This window comes from Sphingomonas bacterium (assembly GCF_903643035.1).
In the GTDB taxonomy this organism is placed as follows: Bacteria; Pseudomonadota; Alphaproteobacteria; order Sphingomonadales; family Sphingomonadaceae; genus Sphingomonas.
On record NZ_CAHJWW010000039.1, the window covers coordinates 1 to 15,824 of the forward strand.

General features: G+C 65.9%; 15 protein-coding genes. 8 read left to right on the top strand and 7 right to left on the bottom strand.

What is annotated here, in order from left to right:
• Window positions 1-134: 134 nt before the first annotated feature.
• Both HUV01_RS14885 and HUV01_RS14890 read right to left on the bottom strand, forming a co-directional pair.
• Window positions 135-473 carry a dihydrofolate reductase family protein gene (locus HUV01_RS14885; RefSeq protein ID WP_217430900.1) on the bottom strand — a complete coding sequence of 113 codons (339 nt, stop codon included), beginning with the start codon at window positions 471-473 and terminating at the stop codon, window positions 135-137.
• A 32-nt stretch (window positions 474-505) separates the two neighbouring features.
• Window positions 506-796: a hypothetical protein gene (locus tag HUV01_RS14890; RefSeq protein WP_217430901.1), complete on the bottom strand. Its 291-nt coding sequence runs from the start codon at window positions 794-796 to the stop codon at window positions 506-508.
• 324 nt (window positions 797-1,120) lie between these two features.
• On the opposite strand from HUV01_RS14890, the gene HUV01_RS04260 reads away from it, so the two are divergent.
• The 5 genes from HUV01_RS04260 (at window position 1,121) to HUV01_RS04280 (ending at window position 5,497) form a co-directional block, all read left to right on the top strand.
• Window positions 1,121-1,339 (top strand): DUF4287 domain-containing protein, encoded by a 219-nt coding sequence (locus tag HUV01_RS04260; protein ID WP_174297073.1) that lies wholly within the window; start codon window positions 1,121-1,123, stop codon window positions 1,337-1,339.
• 40 nt (window positions 1,340-1,379) lie between these two features.
• Window positions 1,380-2,519, top strand: a complete 1,140-nt coding sequence (locus tag HUV01_RS04265; RefSeq protein ID WP_174297074.1) for an FAD-dependent monooxygenase — start codon at window positions 1,380-1,382, stop codon at window positions 2,517-2,519.
• Window positions 2,520-2,875: 356 nt separating this feature from the next.
• On the top strand, window positions 2,876-4,720 hold the full coding sequence (locus HUV01_RS04270; protein ID WP_217430902.1) for an eCIS core domain-containing protein: 1,845 nt from the start codon (window positions 2,876-2,878) through the stop codon (window positions 4,718-4,720).
• Between the two features lie 15 nt (window positions 4,721-4,735).
• Window positions 4,736-5,314, top strand: coding sequence for a hypothetical protein (locus tag HUV01_RS04275; RefSeq protein WP_174297076.1), 579 nt, complete (start codon window positions 4,736-4,738; stop codon window positions 5,312-5,314).
• Window positions 5,315-5,497: a hypothetical protein gene (locus tag HUV01_RS04280; protein ID WP_174297077.1), complete on the top strand. Its 183-nt coding sequence runs from the start codon at window positions 5,315-5,317 to the stop codon at window positions 5,495-5,497.
• Between the two features lie 217 nt (window positions 5,498-5,714).
• Here HUV01_RS04280 and HUV01_RS04285 read toward each other — a convergent pair whose 3' ends face one another.
• The 4 genes from HUV01_RS04285 to HUV01_RS04300 form a co-directional block, all read right to left on the bottom strand.
• Complete coding sequence (locus HUV01_RS04285; RefSeq protein WP_174297078.1) at window positions 5,715-6,929, bottom strand: PepSY-associated TM helix domain-containing protein; 1,215 nt, start codon at window positions 6,927-6,929, stop codon at window positions 5,715-5,717.
• A 6-nt stretch (window positions 6,930-6,935) separates the two neighbouring features.
• Window positions 6,936-9,149: a TonB-dependent receptor gene (locus HUV01_RS04290; protein WP_174297079.1), complete on the bottom strand. Its 2,214-nt coding sequence runs from the start codon at window positions 9,147-9,149 to the stop codon at window positions 6,936-6,938.
• A 263-nt stretch (window positions 9,150-9,412) separates the two neighbouring features.
• On the bottom strand, window positions 9,413-10,261 hold the full coding sequence (locus tag HUV01_RS04295) for a DUF3601 domain-containing protein (RefSeq protein WP_174297080.1): 849 nt from the start codon (window positions 10,259-10,261) through the stop codon (window positions 9,413-9,415).
• Window positions 10,262-10,438: 177 nt separating this feature from the next.
• The gene (locus HUV01_RS04300; protein WP_217430903.1) at window positions 10,439-11,008 is read right to left on the bottom strand and encodes a tyrosine-type recombinase/integrase; all 570 of its coding nucleotides are present in this window, start codon (window positions 11,006-11,008) and stop codon (window positions 10,439-10,441) included.
• Window positions 11,009-11,263: 255 nt separating this feature from the next.
• On the opposite strand from HUV01_RS04300, the gene HUV01_RS04305 reads away from it, so the two are divergent.
• Together HUV01_RS04305 and HUV01_RS04310 are read left to right on the top strand one after the other, a co-directional pair.
• Window positions 11,264-11,656 (top strand): antitoxin Xre/MbcA/ParS toxin-binding domain-containing protein, encoded by a 393-nt coding sequence (locus HUV01_RS04305; RefSeq protein WP_174297082.1) that lies wholly within the window; start codon window positions 11,264-11,266, stop codon window positions 11,654-11,656.
• Between the two features lie 22 nt (window positions 11,657-11,678).
• Window positions 11,679-12,191, top strand: coding sequence for an RES family NAD+ phosphorylase (locus tag HUV01_RS04310; RefSeq protein ID WP_217430904.1), 513 nt, complete (start codon window positions 11,679-11,681; stop codon window positions 12,189-12,191).
• A gap of 105 nt (window positions 12,192-12,296) precedes the next feature.
• On the opposite strand, the gene HUV01_RS04315 is transcribed toward HUV01_RS04310, so the two are convergent.
• Window positions 12,297-13,390 (bottom strand): IS3 family transposase gene (locus tag HUV01_RS04315; RefSeq protein WP_174297084.1). Its coding sequence is split into 2 segments (ribosomal slippage): window positions 12,297-13,144 and window positions 13,144-13,390, totalling 1,095 coding nucleotides; the frame shifts between segments, so codons are not numbered across the junction.
• Between the two features lie 289 nt (window positions 13,391-13,679).
• Between HUV01_RS04315 and HUV01_RS04320 the strand changes: the two genes are divergently transcribed.
• Window positions 13,680-15,824: serine/threonine-protein kinase (locus HUV01_RS04320; RefSeq protein ID WP_174297085.1), on the top strand; the 2,145-nt coding region annotated here is incomplete at its 3' end.

Genomic DNA, 15,824 nt, shown 5'->3' on the forward strand with positions numbered 1-15,824 from the left:
ACACATGGCCGCACCAACCAGCAATGCAAGAGTCCTCAACACCCTTGCTAACGGGGAGCCGTCCACACATGGGGTCCGTGAGCGTACACTGCTAGTCGGTCTCAAGCGTCCGGGAATGGGGTCACGCCTTTCCGTTAGCTCCTTGTGGTCTGGTGGTGCCCTATGAGAAGATGCATCGCACCTTCGCCTGCAACATGCTCGCTGACGGCGTACCCCAACGCGGGCAGGTTCAATCCTTCGAACAGGGGCTCTCCGCGTCCCAGGAGCGCCGGAGCAATGGCGAGGTGCATCTCGTCGATCAGGCCGGCTTGCAGATAGGCGCGCAGCGTCGCCACGCCGCCCCCGATGCGCACGTCCCGTTCGCCGGCGTAGCCGCGCGCACGATCCAGCACCGCCTCGATGCCGTCATCGACGAAGTGAAAGACCGTGCCTCCGTCCATCTCGACCGATGGCCTTGGGTAATGCGTCAGCACGAATACAGGCGTGTGGAAGGGGGGGGTGGTCCCTACCAGCCTGTCCAGCCGTGGTCCGGCCAGGCCCCTCGAATGGGGCCGAACATGTTGCGCCCGATGATCCAAGCGCCGACGTCCTCGAAGCTGCGAGCCGCGAAGTCATCGTCGATGCCGGTGGAGCCTCCGCCGTCGCCGGCGACCTCTCGCCGGAAGGTGCGGGTCGGAAAAAACCAGCTGTGCAACAGTTCGCCGCCGCGGCCGAGGGGATGGTCCAAGTCCTGCTCGGGACCCGCGCCATAACCGTCCGCGGAGACCCCGAATGCCGCCACTCTCACCTTTGCCATCAACGAAACCTCGTTTTGGCGGGACGCTAGTCACGCTATGCATGCCCCTTACGTCTACATCGCAGCGCTCTCGTATAAGGGCGACAGGTGCTTTTGGCACTCCGTAGGAAGGCGGCGCGCGGTTCGCAGCGGTCCGTAAGGTCTCAGCGACGGCAATGTCATCGCGTCTTGCCCGTCCGGCCTCAACGTGAACGAGTGACCGGTTGTTAGAAGCTGTATGGCGACGCTGAACGTCCAGATTTGGGGTCTCGGTCGCAGATGCTCTTGCGTCGCTCGTCGCCGAAGGGGATGATCGATGTAACATGAGCGTTGAGCGGGGGGTGTGTGGCTGACGAGTCCGTCAAAGGACCTGCGTCCTATTTTCCCTCGATTGAGAGGAAGTATGGTAGGCCGATAGCCGAATGGCAGGCGGTGATTCGCGAGCGGCTACCGGCTTCCCACATGGAGTTGGTCTCCATATTAAAAAGTGAGCACGGAATGGGCCATGGACACGCCAACGCGGTGGTGGCGCATACCTTGGCCGCGAACCAAAACTCGTCCTGAGCTTCGTGCACCGCAGCTTTGGCTGACGAGAGGAGCGGTCGTGCCGTCAGCGATTGTCCTGGGCGGCGGTATCGCCGGCTCTGCCGCCGGGCTGGCCCTGGTGCAAGCCGGTTGGCAGGTCAGGGTCTCCGAGCGCGCCGCGCGGCTCGAAGCGGTCGGGGGCGCGCTCAGCCTGTGGTCAAATGCGATGGCGGCTCTGGCGCGACTGGACGTGGTCGAAGTCGTACGGCGCTCCGGGATGCCGTTCACGACCATATTGGTGGCGGATCGTGGCGGCCGACCCATCATCCCGCCGCGGCGAGTGGATGGCGAGGCCATGTTGGTGACACGCAGCGACCTGTTGCATGCACTCGTCGATGCTCTGCCGTCCGATGCGCTCGTGCTCGGCCGCGAGGTCGCAGGGGTCGAGGAGCACTCCAGCGGCGCGTTGCTCCACTTCAGCGACGGGCGAACGGCGCAGGCCGATCTGATCGTTGACGCTGGTGGCTTGCGCTCGGTCGCGGCAGAACCGGACGCGGTGTCCTACCGCGGCTATGGCGGCGTGGTCGCCTTGTCCGACCCGGTCGACGGCGACGGACTCGATGGCCTCGCTGCCGAGTACTGGGGCTGGGGCGAACGGTTCGGCCTGTTCGAGTTGACCGGCAAGCGGCGCTACTGGTTCTACATGCGCGACCAGCGGGCCGGTGCCGATCCGCCTAACTATGGTGAGGTCGCCGCGCGAGCGATGCGCTACCTGCCCATCGTGAGTCGTGCGGTCGGCGCCACGCCGCCCGGGGGGCTGATTCCCTTTTCCATCCACGCTCGTACGGTACCGCGCGACTTCGGTCGCGGTCACGTGGTGCGGGTTGGAGACGCGGCTCACGCTATGGAGCCGAACCTGGGTCAGGGCGCCTGCCAGGCGCTGGAAGACGCGGTTGCTCTGGGCGCAGCGGCGCGCACGCACGCGCCGAACGAGATTGCGTCGGTCGTCGCGCGTCTTCGCCTCAAGCGGGTGGGCTACATCGTTCGGCGTGCAGCGGAGGGTCGGCATGGGGCGCACGGGTCGCTCGCAAAACAGTGGCTGGCCCGATCGCTTCTCCAGGCAATGCCCTCGATCGTCACCGACCGCGTAGTGCAATCAATCCAAACAATGCCATCTTACTCCGCGGAAGCAACGGCATCGGCGCGGACCCGAGCCTGAATGAATGTCCAGAGCCAAGGGGCATAGAGAGCTATCCAAGTGACCACCTATGGGGTCTCTAGCGAAGCTGGAAGCAGTCAACCCTCAATGTTCGCAGTTTGCCGGCTATCCAACGGATCGGCAGCGGCCAGTCCGAACTGATCAGCGCCGGTTGCCTGCGGAAAGTTGCTACGTGCCACGGCTGGAGCATCATCGCCAGACGTCCTGCGAAGGCGGACGCCAAGCGCGACCGTCGGCCGCAAGGCGACCGATCGCGGCACGATGAACTTGGTTCGTGCCGCTGCCCAGACTATAGTTCGAAGCTGTTTGGGGATGAACTCATGGGATCCGCCGCAGTTGCCGAGACAAAGGGGGGCGTGAGCGGTCGCGACGACGCTCGGCAAGGCCGTAGCGGCCGGGGCGTGGGCTTCGCCGGGCGAGTTGTGGCCGGCCTAACCATCGGTCACGCCAATGATCCAGCTGAGCACGAAGCCGATGCGCTGTCTGTGCTGATGCTCGCCGGTCACGCTGTGCGGCCGCAGCGAACGGCACCAATGGTCACCCGAAGCTGTGCCAGTTGCAGCGACGACACTTTGCTTACCGCCGGTGCCAGCTGTCCGGACTGCGGCACGCCGACGGTGCGGAGAGCTGCCGCCGGATCAGACGTTCACGGCGGTCGGCCGGCACCGGCAGAGATCGGCAGCGTCGTCGCACGGCCGGGACGTGCACTCGATCCACTAGCCCGCCGTCTATTCGAGAGCCGGCTCGGCATCGGACTGGGCGATGTTCGCGTACACGACGACAGCGCCGCCGATGAGGCCGCACACTCTGTGAGTGCGCAAGCGTTTACCGTCGGACGACACATAGGCTTTGCGGAAGGCGCTTACCGCCCCGGCACGCCGGCTGGTCTGGGCCTGCTTGGTCACGAGCTCGTCCATGTCGCCCAGAACGCTGGCGAGGCGACGACCGTGCGGCGCGCCTGCAGCCACGACGGGACACCGACCAACTGCCACAACTGGCTGCTGCCGCTACCGCCATGGATCGCCGGCTCGATCGCGCACCAGCAGATCGCCGTCACCTTAGGCATCCCGTTCGGCACCATCCCGCGGGGCACCAAAGCGTGGCCGCCGGCCGTACCGACGATTTCGTTTACTCCGCCCGGCTTTGCCGATCTCTGGAGCAACCAACCCGCCAACGTTGCGATCGGCGAGATCAAATCGACACAGACTGGGTCCGCGGCGGCGACCGCCGAAGCGGGGCACTATATGAATCGTCATAACGAGTGGCTGGGGCGGCTGCCGGCGCGGCCGCTTGACCGGCAAGATAGTCTCTATCTCGGCCTGGTTGGTGGCCCCAAGCCAACAGTGCCGCTCGACCTCAGTGGACGGACCGGCAAAGGTTTGCCGATTGGGCCATTCGTGGGAGATCCCGGCAAGGTTCTCAACATCGAGGCGGACCCTTTCGGCGCGGTTGTCTACTGGTGCACGGGCACGGGGCTGGCCAATCCTGCCTGGCTGTTAGCATTCAAGGCAGCGCTCGACGCGCTGCGCAAGCAGTGGCAGGCGCTGAAGCGCCAGATGGTCGAGCTGATCGATGGTACGCTTGAGGGCATTGCGGATGGCGCGCGCTGGGTGCTGCAAAAGCTCGGTGCGGCGGGGCATTGGATCAGCGAGCATTGGGGCACGATCATCCTTGTCTTGCTGGCTATTCTGCTGGTCGTGCTGATCATTGTCTTCTGGGCTCAAATTCTTGCCGCTCTGGCTTTCGCTGCGGGGGCGGTAGCTGCGGCCGGCACGCAAATCGCCGCGGTCGTCAGTCTTGCCGCAGCGGCGACTGCCATACTGTTGTACCTTGGTATTGATATTCCTGATTTTCCAGACTCGACCCGCGCGGCGGCCGCGGCGCTTCGGCCCGATGCCGCCGATCCCGGGGTGGCCGGATCAAGCTATGATCCGCCGCATGACACGCAACCGACGTCGGCCAGTGTCGCGGCACAGGTCGCAGCTGTAGCCGACCCAGGATCGCGGCTGCTGGCGGCGCTCGGACCTCTCGGCGACGCAACCACGTTGACCGATGCGGCGATGGCCGCGGCGCACGGCAAGATCAATGAGCCGGCGCTCAAAGCTGCCATGCAGCGCGGTATCTCGGCGCTCGGACAAGCCGGCGATGCAAACGGCGCTGCATTGGTCGGCAAGAAGATGCGTGATGCCGGCGTCGGTTGAGGGGCCAAGCCGGTCATGAAGCGCGCGCTCAAGGAATTCCTCGCAACTTCGCTTACGCCAGCCATGATGACGGCCGGGTTTTCGCCGAGCGGCGACAGCTATCTGCGTCAGGTGGGAACAACGCAATATCTTACAGTCGAGCAGTCACGCTGGGCGACATCCTCGTCGATCCACTTCGCGCTGGCCGTTGGTGCCGCACCGGCTCAAGGCTACACCCCCGCCACATCGCTCGATGCTCTCGCTGCGACCGGAGCCCCGCTCGTACAGCGGCCATTGGCGGTGTTGTCGGGTCGCGCGGCAAAGGGGTACGAACTGTGCCCTGGCACGGATACTGCAGACTTGGCTACGCACCTGGTCGCCGACGTGACCTCGAGTGCTATACCTTGGTTTGCCGAGACGGCGACGCTCGATGGCCTGCTTGAATGGATGGCGCGCGACGACGATGTCCGCGGCGGCCACGCCAACGACTACATTGCCGGGCTGATCCTTGCCGGAGCTGGCCGCAGAGACGAGGCGCGGCTGCGCTTCGAACGTGCGGACGGCGTCCGGCACGTAATCGATGCGACGATGCGATCACTCGGTCTGTTATCCTAGATGACCTCCGAACCGCGGGTGATTGTCGTTCCGGTGCCGGAGGCCTCAGTTGAAGCAACCCTCTTGGTGCGCGATTCGCCTCCGGCAAATCTTGGTTTGCTTGGCATCGTCGATCCAGCAGCTGAATTTATCTCAACTAAACCGCGTCTCGCCTTCCCACAGCGCCAGCCGTTTTGGGTCTGAAGCAATGTCAGCCTCTAAGGTCAACTGGGCCTCCGCGCACAGCACCAAGAAATATCCCGCCAAGGGCACTTCGCTCTCTACTGGGCCTGTCCTCTCCGAACGTGCGGCTGGTCCGGAGGGGCGCACCGCCCGGACCCTCCCTTGGTGCCGACATGAACAAACGGCCAAAGTCGGAGTGGCCGAAAATAGCGCTGACTGTCTGAAAATGGGGTCCTCCTTATTGCTTTGTGCGTTCGGCTACATTGACCGTAATAAGCGTATCAGACCGCCATCGCTTTGCGGTCCTTTTCCGCAGCCAGATCAGCACTCCGGTAGTCGTCAGCCCGACGACCGCGATCGCGACGAACGACACGAATATGCGGTATGGCAGACCGAACACCATCGCCTCATGCAGATAGCCAAGCCAAGTGTCGATCGTATTGCCGGCCCGTGTACCGGTCGGGAACGCCACCATGATAGGCTGGCCGGTGTCAGCGTCGAGATAGAGCCACGTGTTGGCACCGTTGTCGCTCTTGTCGCGGCTCGTCCGCAGCGCATAGGCATAGCGGTGGTCGGCAGTGACGTAACGAAGCTCGCGCTCGCGTTCGATCCGCACTCCCTGTCGCGCAGCGACTTCTCGGACGCGAGCACGGGCGGCGGCGAGGGCGTGCGGCCAGTCGAGTGCCGGCGGGCGGCCTACTTCGGGTTGCGACGGCGGATCGGGATCGGCCAAGCCGATGACCACGCGCATCACCGGCACGTAGACCTGCGGCAGGTCGAGCGCGACGCCGCTCCACGCGAACACGAACAGCATCGGCCACAGCCACAGCCCGGCGGCGCGGTGGAGGTCGAAGGCGAAGCGGAAGCCGGTTGTCGCCGGCAGGCGGAGGCGCCACGCCCGCCCCCACTTCGGCCACCACCGTCGCCTTTCCGCTGGCAGCGTAAGATAGAAGCCAACGAAGCAGTCGAGCGTCCAGGCCAGCGCAACGACGCCGACGAGGACCGTCCCCCAGTCGCCGAGCGCGAGGTTCTGGTGGACGCGGAAGAGGAAAGGAATGATTTGCGCCGGACCGTCGCCGAGATCGCCGTCGGTGTCGCGAGCGATCTCGCGGCCGGTGTAGGGATCGAGCACGATCTCGTCGAAGCCAAGCGGCGGCCAGTCCGGCGCGGCGACGACGCCGTAGGCCGGCGCTGCGTCGCCGTCGCGGTGGAGAATGAGCGTCGTGGCGATGCCACCGCTGCGCGCCTCGGCGATGCGGTGGAGCGTCAGCCAGTCGAGCGGCTGAGCGGTCGGCGATGGCGCGGCGACGAAGCGCTCGGGCGCGATCAGGCGCTCCAGCTCGGTCTGGAACGGCAGGATCGCGCCGGTCGCGGCGATCACGACGAGGAACGCCGCGAGAGCCAGCCCGGTCCAGCGGTGGACCAGCGTCAGGGTGCGGCGGACGCGGCTCACCAGCCGCTAGAAGTCGACGCCGGCCGACAGGCGGAAGGTCCGCGGCGCGCCGGCGATGACGTCGCCGCCGCCGTTGGCGTCGACCGTGTTGTAGCGTGTGTTCGCGAAGTTGATGACGTTGAGACGGGTCGTGACGCGGGCATGGCGTACAGCGAAGACAAAACGCGCGCCGGCGTCGATGCGGTCATACGCCCCGACCTTAAAGACGCCGTCGCCAAACAGGTACTGGTTCCCGACGTGATAGTCGCCGGCGCTGAGCACCAGCCCCGGCAGCCACGGCGCGGCGTACTCGAGGTAGGCGTTGGCGACGACGCCGGCGACGCCGGGCGGCCGCTTGCCTTCGAGGGTCGGATCGCTGACGTTGACCTGCTTGGCGTGAAGCAGGAGCAGCCCGGCGACGGCGGTCAGGTTCGGCGCGATCTGTCCTGACGCCGACACCTCGATGCCTTCGTGGCGCTGTGTTCCGTCCTGGGTGAAGATGTTCCGGCTGTTGGTCACCTGGAGCGGCTTGTCGATGTGGAAGAGGGCGGCGGTCAGCAGCGCCTTGCCGATGTCCCACTTCGCGCCGAGCTCGTAGGTCGTGCTGCGCAGGGGTGGGAACAGCTGGCCGGCGTTGGCCGCCGTATCGGGCGCGGTGCCGCCCTGCTCGAGCGCCTGGCTGTAGCTGCCGTAGAGCGAGACCGTAGCGGCGGGCTTCCAGACGATCGCCGCCGCCGGCGTGAAGGTCGACACCGTATAGGAGTTAGCGTCGTCCTTGACGAAATCGCCGAAGACCGTGCTGCCGTCGCCCGAGACGACCCGGTTGTTGGCATCGACGATGGCGATGCCGTCGCCGACACTCGTCACCGGCCGGTTGAAGTTGGGGGAGTCGTAGTTGACGTAGCGGCCGCCAAGCCAGAGCTGGACACCGTCGAACAGGTCAATGCGGTCCTGCGCGTAGACGCCCTGGTCGGTGACCTCGTAGTGGCCGTTGAACGAGGTCCGCGGCTCGCGCTCGTACAGCGTCGGGATGGCGTAGGTGCGCGGGGTGAACACGTTCTGGGTGAAGATGCCGGCTCCCGCCGTGTCGATCGCGGTGTAGAAGAAGTTGCCCGACGCCGGCCGGTACTGGAAATAGCTGTACTGGTAGCCGACGGCGACGTCGTGCTTCATGCCGAACAAAGTGAAGCCGCCGGTCAGGCGAACCTCGGCGTTGTAGAAGGGCAGGTTGCGATCGCTGTCGCGATTGGGTGAGTTATTTGGCTCGCAGCCGATGTCGTAGCCGGCGTCGCCGGTGACCGGATCGGGATCGTTGAGTGACGCTTGGCCGCAGCGATTGGTGAAGCGGCTGAAGCTTTGCCCCTGCCCGCCGGCGACCAGCTTCCAGCCGCCGCCGAACTCATGCGTCAGCCGCGCACTCGCCGAAGTCGCTCGGATCGGATAGCCCGAATAGTGCTGGCCAAGGAAGGTCCGCGGGTCGGCGTTGGGCAGCGCCGTCGGGTTGCCGTTGAAGTAGTAGAGGGGCGTCTGGTAATCCGACTGCTGATCGGTGTGCGACGCGTCGAGGTCGAGCGTCGTCGTCTCGCCGAGCGGCACGCGGACCGCGACCAGCGCCGATAGCCGCCGCCCGCCGAAGCCGCGGATGTAGTTGGCGAGGTTTTCGTAGACGCCCACCACGCGGACGCTGATGCCCGCACTGATATCGGCGAAGTTGACGTCGCCAACCAGCCGCACGCCACCGAAGTTGGTTACCTGAGCATCGGCATGGACCGCGTCGTCGGGCTGCGGCCGCTTGGTGATCAGGTTGAGGATCCCGGCTGGGCCGATGAATCCCGCCTGGAGCGCGGTCAGGCCCTTGAGCAACTCGATGCGGTCGTAGAGCTCGACCGGTACGTTGGCGTAGGTGAACTCGCGCAGCCCGTCGCGGAAGACGCCCGAGGTGTTGATGGGGAAGCCGCGGCTGACCGCGTCCTCGCCCGCCGCGCGGCCGCTCGTCTCGCCCTGTGCGACCTGGACGCCGGGGATGTTGCGCAGGACGTCGTCGAGGCCGGTGATGCCGCGGTCGACGATGAGGGTGGAGGGAACGACCGAGATGGTTGCGGGAGTGTCGAGCGGGGTCGCGGCGATGAAGCTCGCGGTCGACTGGACGGTGGGCTTGAGGTCGATCTTGGTGCCGGTGACGACGATCTCTTTCGACGCATCGTCCGCTGCATCGGACGCGGCGGCAGCGGAGCCCATCATCGTCCCGGCTACGCCAATTACGGCCAGCCCCAGCCCCACACCCGAACGCATTCCCCACCTTGCTAATCTTGCGACTTACTCGCAGCGCTTAGAGGCGGTGAGACTGCTTCGCAACAGCTATCTCGGCGGCAATCGGTCTACTCGGAAAGCGGTGTTGCCGGCCAAGAGAGCGGCCGATCCGCGACATGAACAGGCGTCTGAATATCGGATGCAGAATGAGGCTGCCGCACGGCGGCTTATGGGGTGTCGAGCTTTCGAAAAGGCTACGACGGTCCATCGGCTCGCCGGCCGCGATCTCGAACTAGCTTCCGCATCAGTCCAACGAGGGCAGCGACCAGCCATACCGCGCCGTAGATCACGGCGCTCCACCATGGGTAATCATTGAAGACGCCGTAACGTCCGAACGAGATCTTCTCGCCGCGCGCGTGGGCTTGGAACCCATAGAGGATGACGAAGGCAGCCGCCGGCAAACTTCCAAGGATGAGCCACATTGGTGGATTCAGCCGAAGGCGCCTGGCCGCAGCTCGGTATCGTGCCCGCGCGACTCTCCGCCGCTCGCGCAGAGCGCTTAAAGAAAATCGAAACGGCGGTAGAGGCGTCGTCGCGGTTACGCGGTTGCCAGCGTGAGACAATGTGCCGGCAGGTGCCGACACAGAGACCGTTCTCGCCTCGCTGCCACCTGTTGAATGGGCGGCCGAGGCGGCGGCAGCCGCGAGCGCCGCCGCTGCGGTGACCGATCCGGCGGTCGTAGCTGAAGCTAATGGTGGCGACTCGGGCCGAACTGCCGAGATATGGGCCGCCGCATCGACGAAGAACCCGCCCTGAGTCTCAGGGCGATCTTGCATCCGGAAGCTCGTCTCGTTGACCCCATCGGCCGAGACGTAGAAGGTGTACCCGTCCTCGTACGGCAAGAAGGCCGCTCCGCCGAAACGCCATGTCTCACCGACCGGATGGAGAGCGCCGTCGTAATCCGTGAACGCGCGCGCCACTCGGTAGCGAACGCCGATGCGAAGGTGGCGAACATCGTTGCGAATCGCATCCATGCTGCTCCCCATTGCGACGCCCGCGCGGCGGTAGGCGATAACACCGGGCAGGATCATATCCGCCAGCATGCGCCCCGGTGCAAATTAGCGGCAGCCTGCTGCAGCGTCCGCTTGCGAGCCCGCGCGATAATATCGAAAAGGCGGCTTCCGGCCGCCAGAGCGGGATGTGGCCGCTGAACGAATGGTCGTTGTCGGGAAGCCATGTACGCAAGGGCAATGACCGACATTGGGGTGCCACGCAGCGCGTCAGATCTCCGTCTTCTCCGACAAGGCGAGCGCATCCTCCACGTCGACGCCGAGATACCTGACCGTGCTCTCGATCTTGGCATGGCCGAGGAGGATCTGGACGGCGCGCAGGTTGCCCGTTGCCTTGTAGATGATCGATGCTTTTGTCCGGCGCAACGAGTGGGTTCCGTATTCCTCTGCTTGGAGGCCGATGCCCGTCACCCATTCGCGTAGCAGCCGAGCGTACTGGCGGGTGCTCATGTGATCCATATAATTGTTTCTGCTCGGGAAAACGAAGTCGTTGAGCGTGCCGCCGCGACGCTCGAGCCAGGCGAGGAGCGTCTTTCGGGTGGGTTCGACGATCTCGAACTGCACCGGCCGCTTGGTCTTCTGCTGGACCACGATGGCCCGGTCACGGATATGGCCGCCGGCGACGACATCACCGATCCGCAGCTTGACGACGTCGCAACCGCGCAGCTTGCTGTCTATTGCCAGATCGAACAGCGCGCGGTCGCGCAGGCGACGATGCTGGTCGAGCCAGAAGCGGATGGCCCACACCTGCTGGGGCTTCAGGGCGCGCTTGGCGCCCATCAAACGACCTTCGTTCCAAGGCCGAAGCTCCCGGAAGGCCGGGTCGAATGAAGAGTGGCCCACACCTCTCTCCGCAACGTTAGCTGAACGTGCTAACCTACGCTCAATAGGCTTAGGATTCGCCTAAGGGCAGCGCGTCAGTGAACGAGCGGTCGATTCGACAGGTCGAGGATCGCTGCCCGTCTCGACCAAAGGCTTGCAATCCGAGGGATTGGAGCCCTAATAAGTGTCTTGGTCCAAGACAGGACGACAGACATGGCTACGGTAGCGTTGACGCGAGGCGATGAGCAAGGCGGGCTGGTCGCGGCCTTGATGGACCGAGCGGGCCATGTCGACGTTTCTCGCGCCGCAAATCTGTTTAGGATGTCGCGGCTGCAACTCGCGGAGACGGCAGGCATTGGCGCAACTGCGGTTGCCAAGGCCGATCGGCGCACCGCGCCGCGCATCCAGCGGCGTATGATTGAGATGTTGGAGATCGTAGGGCGGGTTCGCGACTGGGCTGGCGGTGAGGCACAGGCCATGGCGTGGTATCGCTCTGAGCCAATCCCGGCGTTCGGCGGGCGGACAGCAGAAGCGCTGGTCAAGGACGGCATGGCCGGCGCGGTCCGCGACCATCTCGATGCTGTGGCATTGGGCGGGTTTGCCTAAGCCGCGTGAACGGATGCGCTACATGGGCCGCGCCTGGCGGGGTCACGATCCTAGCTGGGCATTTGCTCCTCTATCGGGTGAGGGAGCGCGCCTCACGGGCGGCCGTTTCAACCGACGCGGAGTGCCGGCGTTGTACTTGGCGTTGGATCTCAGTACAGCAATTGCCGAGTGCTCGCAGGGCTTCGGACGTCGTCTGCCGCCGCTAACGTTGTGCGAGTATGATGTCGATTGCGACGATCTCGCCGATCTGACCAGCGAGGCGGACCGCGCAGCGCACGGTATCAGTCTCGACGACCTGACTGGTGGCTGGCGGCTTGAGCTCGCACGAAGTGAAACGCCGGCGTCGTGGCAGGCTGTCGATGCTTTGATCGCCGCCGGATTCGCGGGCGTCATTGTGCCTAGCTTTGCCGTCGCCGCACCGCAGGGAGGCCGCAATCTGGTGCTGTGGCGTTGGGCAGACGACGCACACAAGGTAACTGTCTATGATCCTGGAGCCCGGCTGCCACGCGATCGACGGTCTTGGCCACGTCGATGAACGAGCGACTGATCTGGAGAAGCTTTCAGGGCTCGCTGAATGGCGGCTTGTGGGGTTTGAGGGTCCCCCGGATTGTCCTCCAATTTGAAGGTGAGCATCCGGACTTCATTCGGCGGCCCGGAGGGCCGCTGCAGCAGCATATTCATTCGGCGTTAGCCAGCCAAGCGACGTGTGAGGCCGGCTCTCGTTGTAGAAGCTTCGCCACGCCTCGATCTTGGCCCGGGCATCGGCCAGCGACAGAAACCAGTGTGCGTTGAGGCACTCGTCGCGCAAGTGACCGTTGAACGACTCGACGAAGGCATTGTCGGTCGGCTTGCCGGGTCGCGAGAAGTCGAGCGTGACGCCGCTCTCATAGGCCCAGCGGTCGAGCGCCTTCGAGATGAACTCTGGGCCGTTGTCGACACGAATGGTCTTCGGCGATCCGCGCGTGCCCGCAATTCGCGCCATGGCCTCGACGACTTGCTCGCCCTTGATGCCCTGATCGACGTCGATCGCCAGTGCCTCGCGCGTGTAGGTGTCGACGACGGTCAGCGCCCGCAGACGCCGGCCGTCGAACAGGGCGTCCGAGACGAAGTCCATCGACCACATCTCGTTCGGGGCCGCCGCCGCGGGCTGCCGCACCCGGTCGGCAGCGCTGACGTTGCGCCTCGGCTTCTTGAGCCGAAGGCTCAGTCCATCCTGTCGATACAGGCGGTAGACCCGCTTGTGGTTCACCAGCCAGCCCTCCCGCCGCAGCATGATGTAGATCCGATAATAGCCGTGCCGCATCCGCGTCTGCGCAAGGTCGTAGATGCGAAGACGCAGCGGCGCCTGGTCCGGCTTCACCGAGACATAGCGGACCAGGGAACGAACGACGTCGAGCGCAAGGCAGCTACGCCGCTGGCTGACGCCGTGGGACGCCTGGACGGACGCGACGAGCTCGCGCTGCCGTCCAGGCGTCAGAGCTTTTTTGCGAGCACGTCCTGCAGGATATGCTTGTCGAGGCTGAGATCCGCGACCAGCTGCTTGAGCTTGCGGTTCTCCTCCTCGAGCAGCTTCAATCGGCGCAGCTCGCCGACGCCAAGCCCCGCATACAGCTTCTTCCACCGGTAGAACGTCTGCTCCGACACGCCCATCCGCCGGATCACCTCGGCCACCGGCGTCCCGGTCTCGGCTTGCCGCAGCGCGTACGAAATCTGCTCCTCCTCATCGGTGGTCACACAGCCGTAAAACTCTCATTCATACCGGAGGAAGAAAACGGGGGGACGTCAACGAGGTGCCAAGCGCTTTGTCGGCGCTTTCAGGCGGTAGAAGTGTTTGACGAGCAGCGAGCCATCGTCTTGTGGGGCTTCTTCCCGCACCAGGCGACCGCGGCGGCGGTGATGACACTGATCATGCCGGTCCTCCCCATCCTCTGCCGAGCTTCTCTCGATCAGCAACACGCTGTCCGGCCTCGCTTCCGGACACGATCCGTGAAATATTCCGCTGGCCGGAGCCAGGGAGCACGACGTGGAGTTGTCGGCGGCGCAGTGGGGCGAGGCCAAGTCGCTGTTCGACGCCGCACTCGACTGGCCGGTTGCCGACCGCGCCGGACGCATCGCTGCCGGCACGCGCGACCCCGCGGTTGTCGCCGAGGTCGAAAGCCTGCTCGCCGCCGCTGCCGCGACGCAAAGCTTCTTCGACCGGCGTCCCCGCCTCGCGGCCCAAACGCTTTTGCCCGATCTTCCTGCCGGCACCCGCGTCGGCTCGTGGCAGGTCGTGCGGGCGATCGGTCACGGCGGGATGGGCACGGTCTACGAGGCGGCGCGCGCCGAGGGGGGATTTGCGCAGCGCGCCGCCCTCAAGATTATCGCGATTGATGCGTCCGCCTATCTCGACCGCTTCGAGGACGAGCGCGCGATCGTCGCCCGGCTCGAACATCCCAGCATCGCCCGGCTGTACGACGGCGGCCTTGACGACGACGGCCATCCCTTCATGGCGATGGAATTCGTCGACGGCGTGCCTGTCGTAGACTTCGCCCGCGGTCTGTCGCTGAGACGGCGGCTGGCGCTGTTTATCGAGGTCTGCGACGCGGTCGCCCACGCCCACCGCAACCTCGTCGTCCACCTCGACATCAAGCCGAGCAACGTCCTTGTCACCGACCGGGGGGCGGTCCGCCTGCTCGACTTCGGGGCCGCGCGGGCCCTGACCGCGGGGCTGCCGGCGGGGGCGGCGACACCGATGCTGACCCCGGTCTATGCCGCTCCCGAGCAGCTCGCGCACGAACCGGTGACGACCGCGACCGACGTCTATGCCCTCGGCGTGCTCTTCCACCAGCTGGTCACGGGAACGCTGCCAGCCGAGACCGCCGCGTCGGCGGGGCCGGATGCGGCCAGACCGCCGCCGCGGCCCGCCACCGATGCCGGCCGGCACCACGATCTGCGCGGCGACCTTGCCGCCATCGTGGCGACGGCGCTGCAGCTTGATCCGGCCGCCCGCTACGCCAACGCCGATGCGCTGGCGGCCGATATCGGCAGCCATCTGCGCGGCGAGCCGATCGCGGTCCGGCGGGACCAGCGGCTCTACGTCGCGGGACGGCTGCTATACCGCTTCCGGTGGGCCGCCATCGCCGGCGCGCTGGTCGTCGTCGCGCTCGCCGGCGGGATTGTGGCGACGGGCATCGAGGCGCGCCGCGCGATCGCCGAGCGCGATCACTTCGAGGCCGAAGTCGCGCGGACCGACGCGGCGATGGATTATTTTGCCCTGATGTTCCACACCGCCGCCGACGCGGGCGGCGACGCGCCGGTGACGGCGGAACAGGTCCTCGAGAAGAGCGTCGCCAACCTCGACCGCAGCTTTGGCGGCGATCCGGCGAAATACGGCCGCGTCGTTGAATTTCTCGCCAACCTCTATTCTGAGATGACCGACGAATCGGCCGGTGTCGCGCTCGAGGCGCGCTATCTCGCCTCGGCGGCGGCGCGCGCCGATCCGGCGACCGCCAACCGCGTCCGGCTGATGCTCGCCCAGTCGCGCCTGCGGTCGGGCGATGTCGAGGTGGCCGCGCGCGAACTGACGGTGGCGCAGGCGTGGTGGATGCGGCATTCGCCCCGCTATCGCGGCGAATTGGCGCGCAGCCGCATCGTCGAGGGCCAGATCCGCAAAGCGCGCCACGATATCGCCGGCGCGATCGCGGTCCTCCGCCTCGGTCTGGCCGAGACGGCTGCGCCCGCTGCCGGGGTTCCGCCCGAGGACGTCTCGAACATCAAGAACAGCCTCGCCCTCGCGCTGATGGCCAACGGCGACTTCGATGCGGCCGACGGGTTCATGGCCGACGTCCGCGCCTACCGCGAGCGGCAGGGGCGAACCGACGACAATCTGCTGACCGCGATCCAAAATCAGGGCGCGATCGCCTTGGCAAGGGGTAACCTGCCGAGGGCTGTCGACCTGCTGCATCGGTCGATCAACACTCGCAAGGCCGTGATGGGGCCGTCGGGCGCGCTCGCCGCCGCCGAGCTCAATCTCGCGCGGGCGCTGTTGCTCGAGGGTCATGCGCCGGGCGCGGCGGCGGTGGCTCGCGATGCGACCGACGTCGCGCTCCGCTACACCGGGCCGAAGAGCGTCCTGACGTTGGGTGGGCGCATGCTGCTCGCCGCGGCCGCAGTCGAGAGCCGCGCG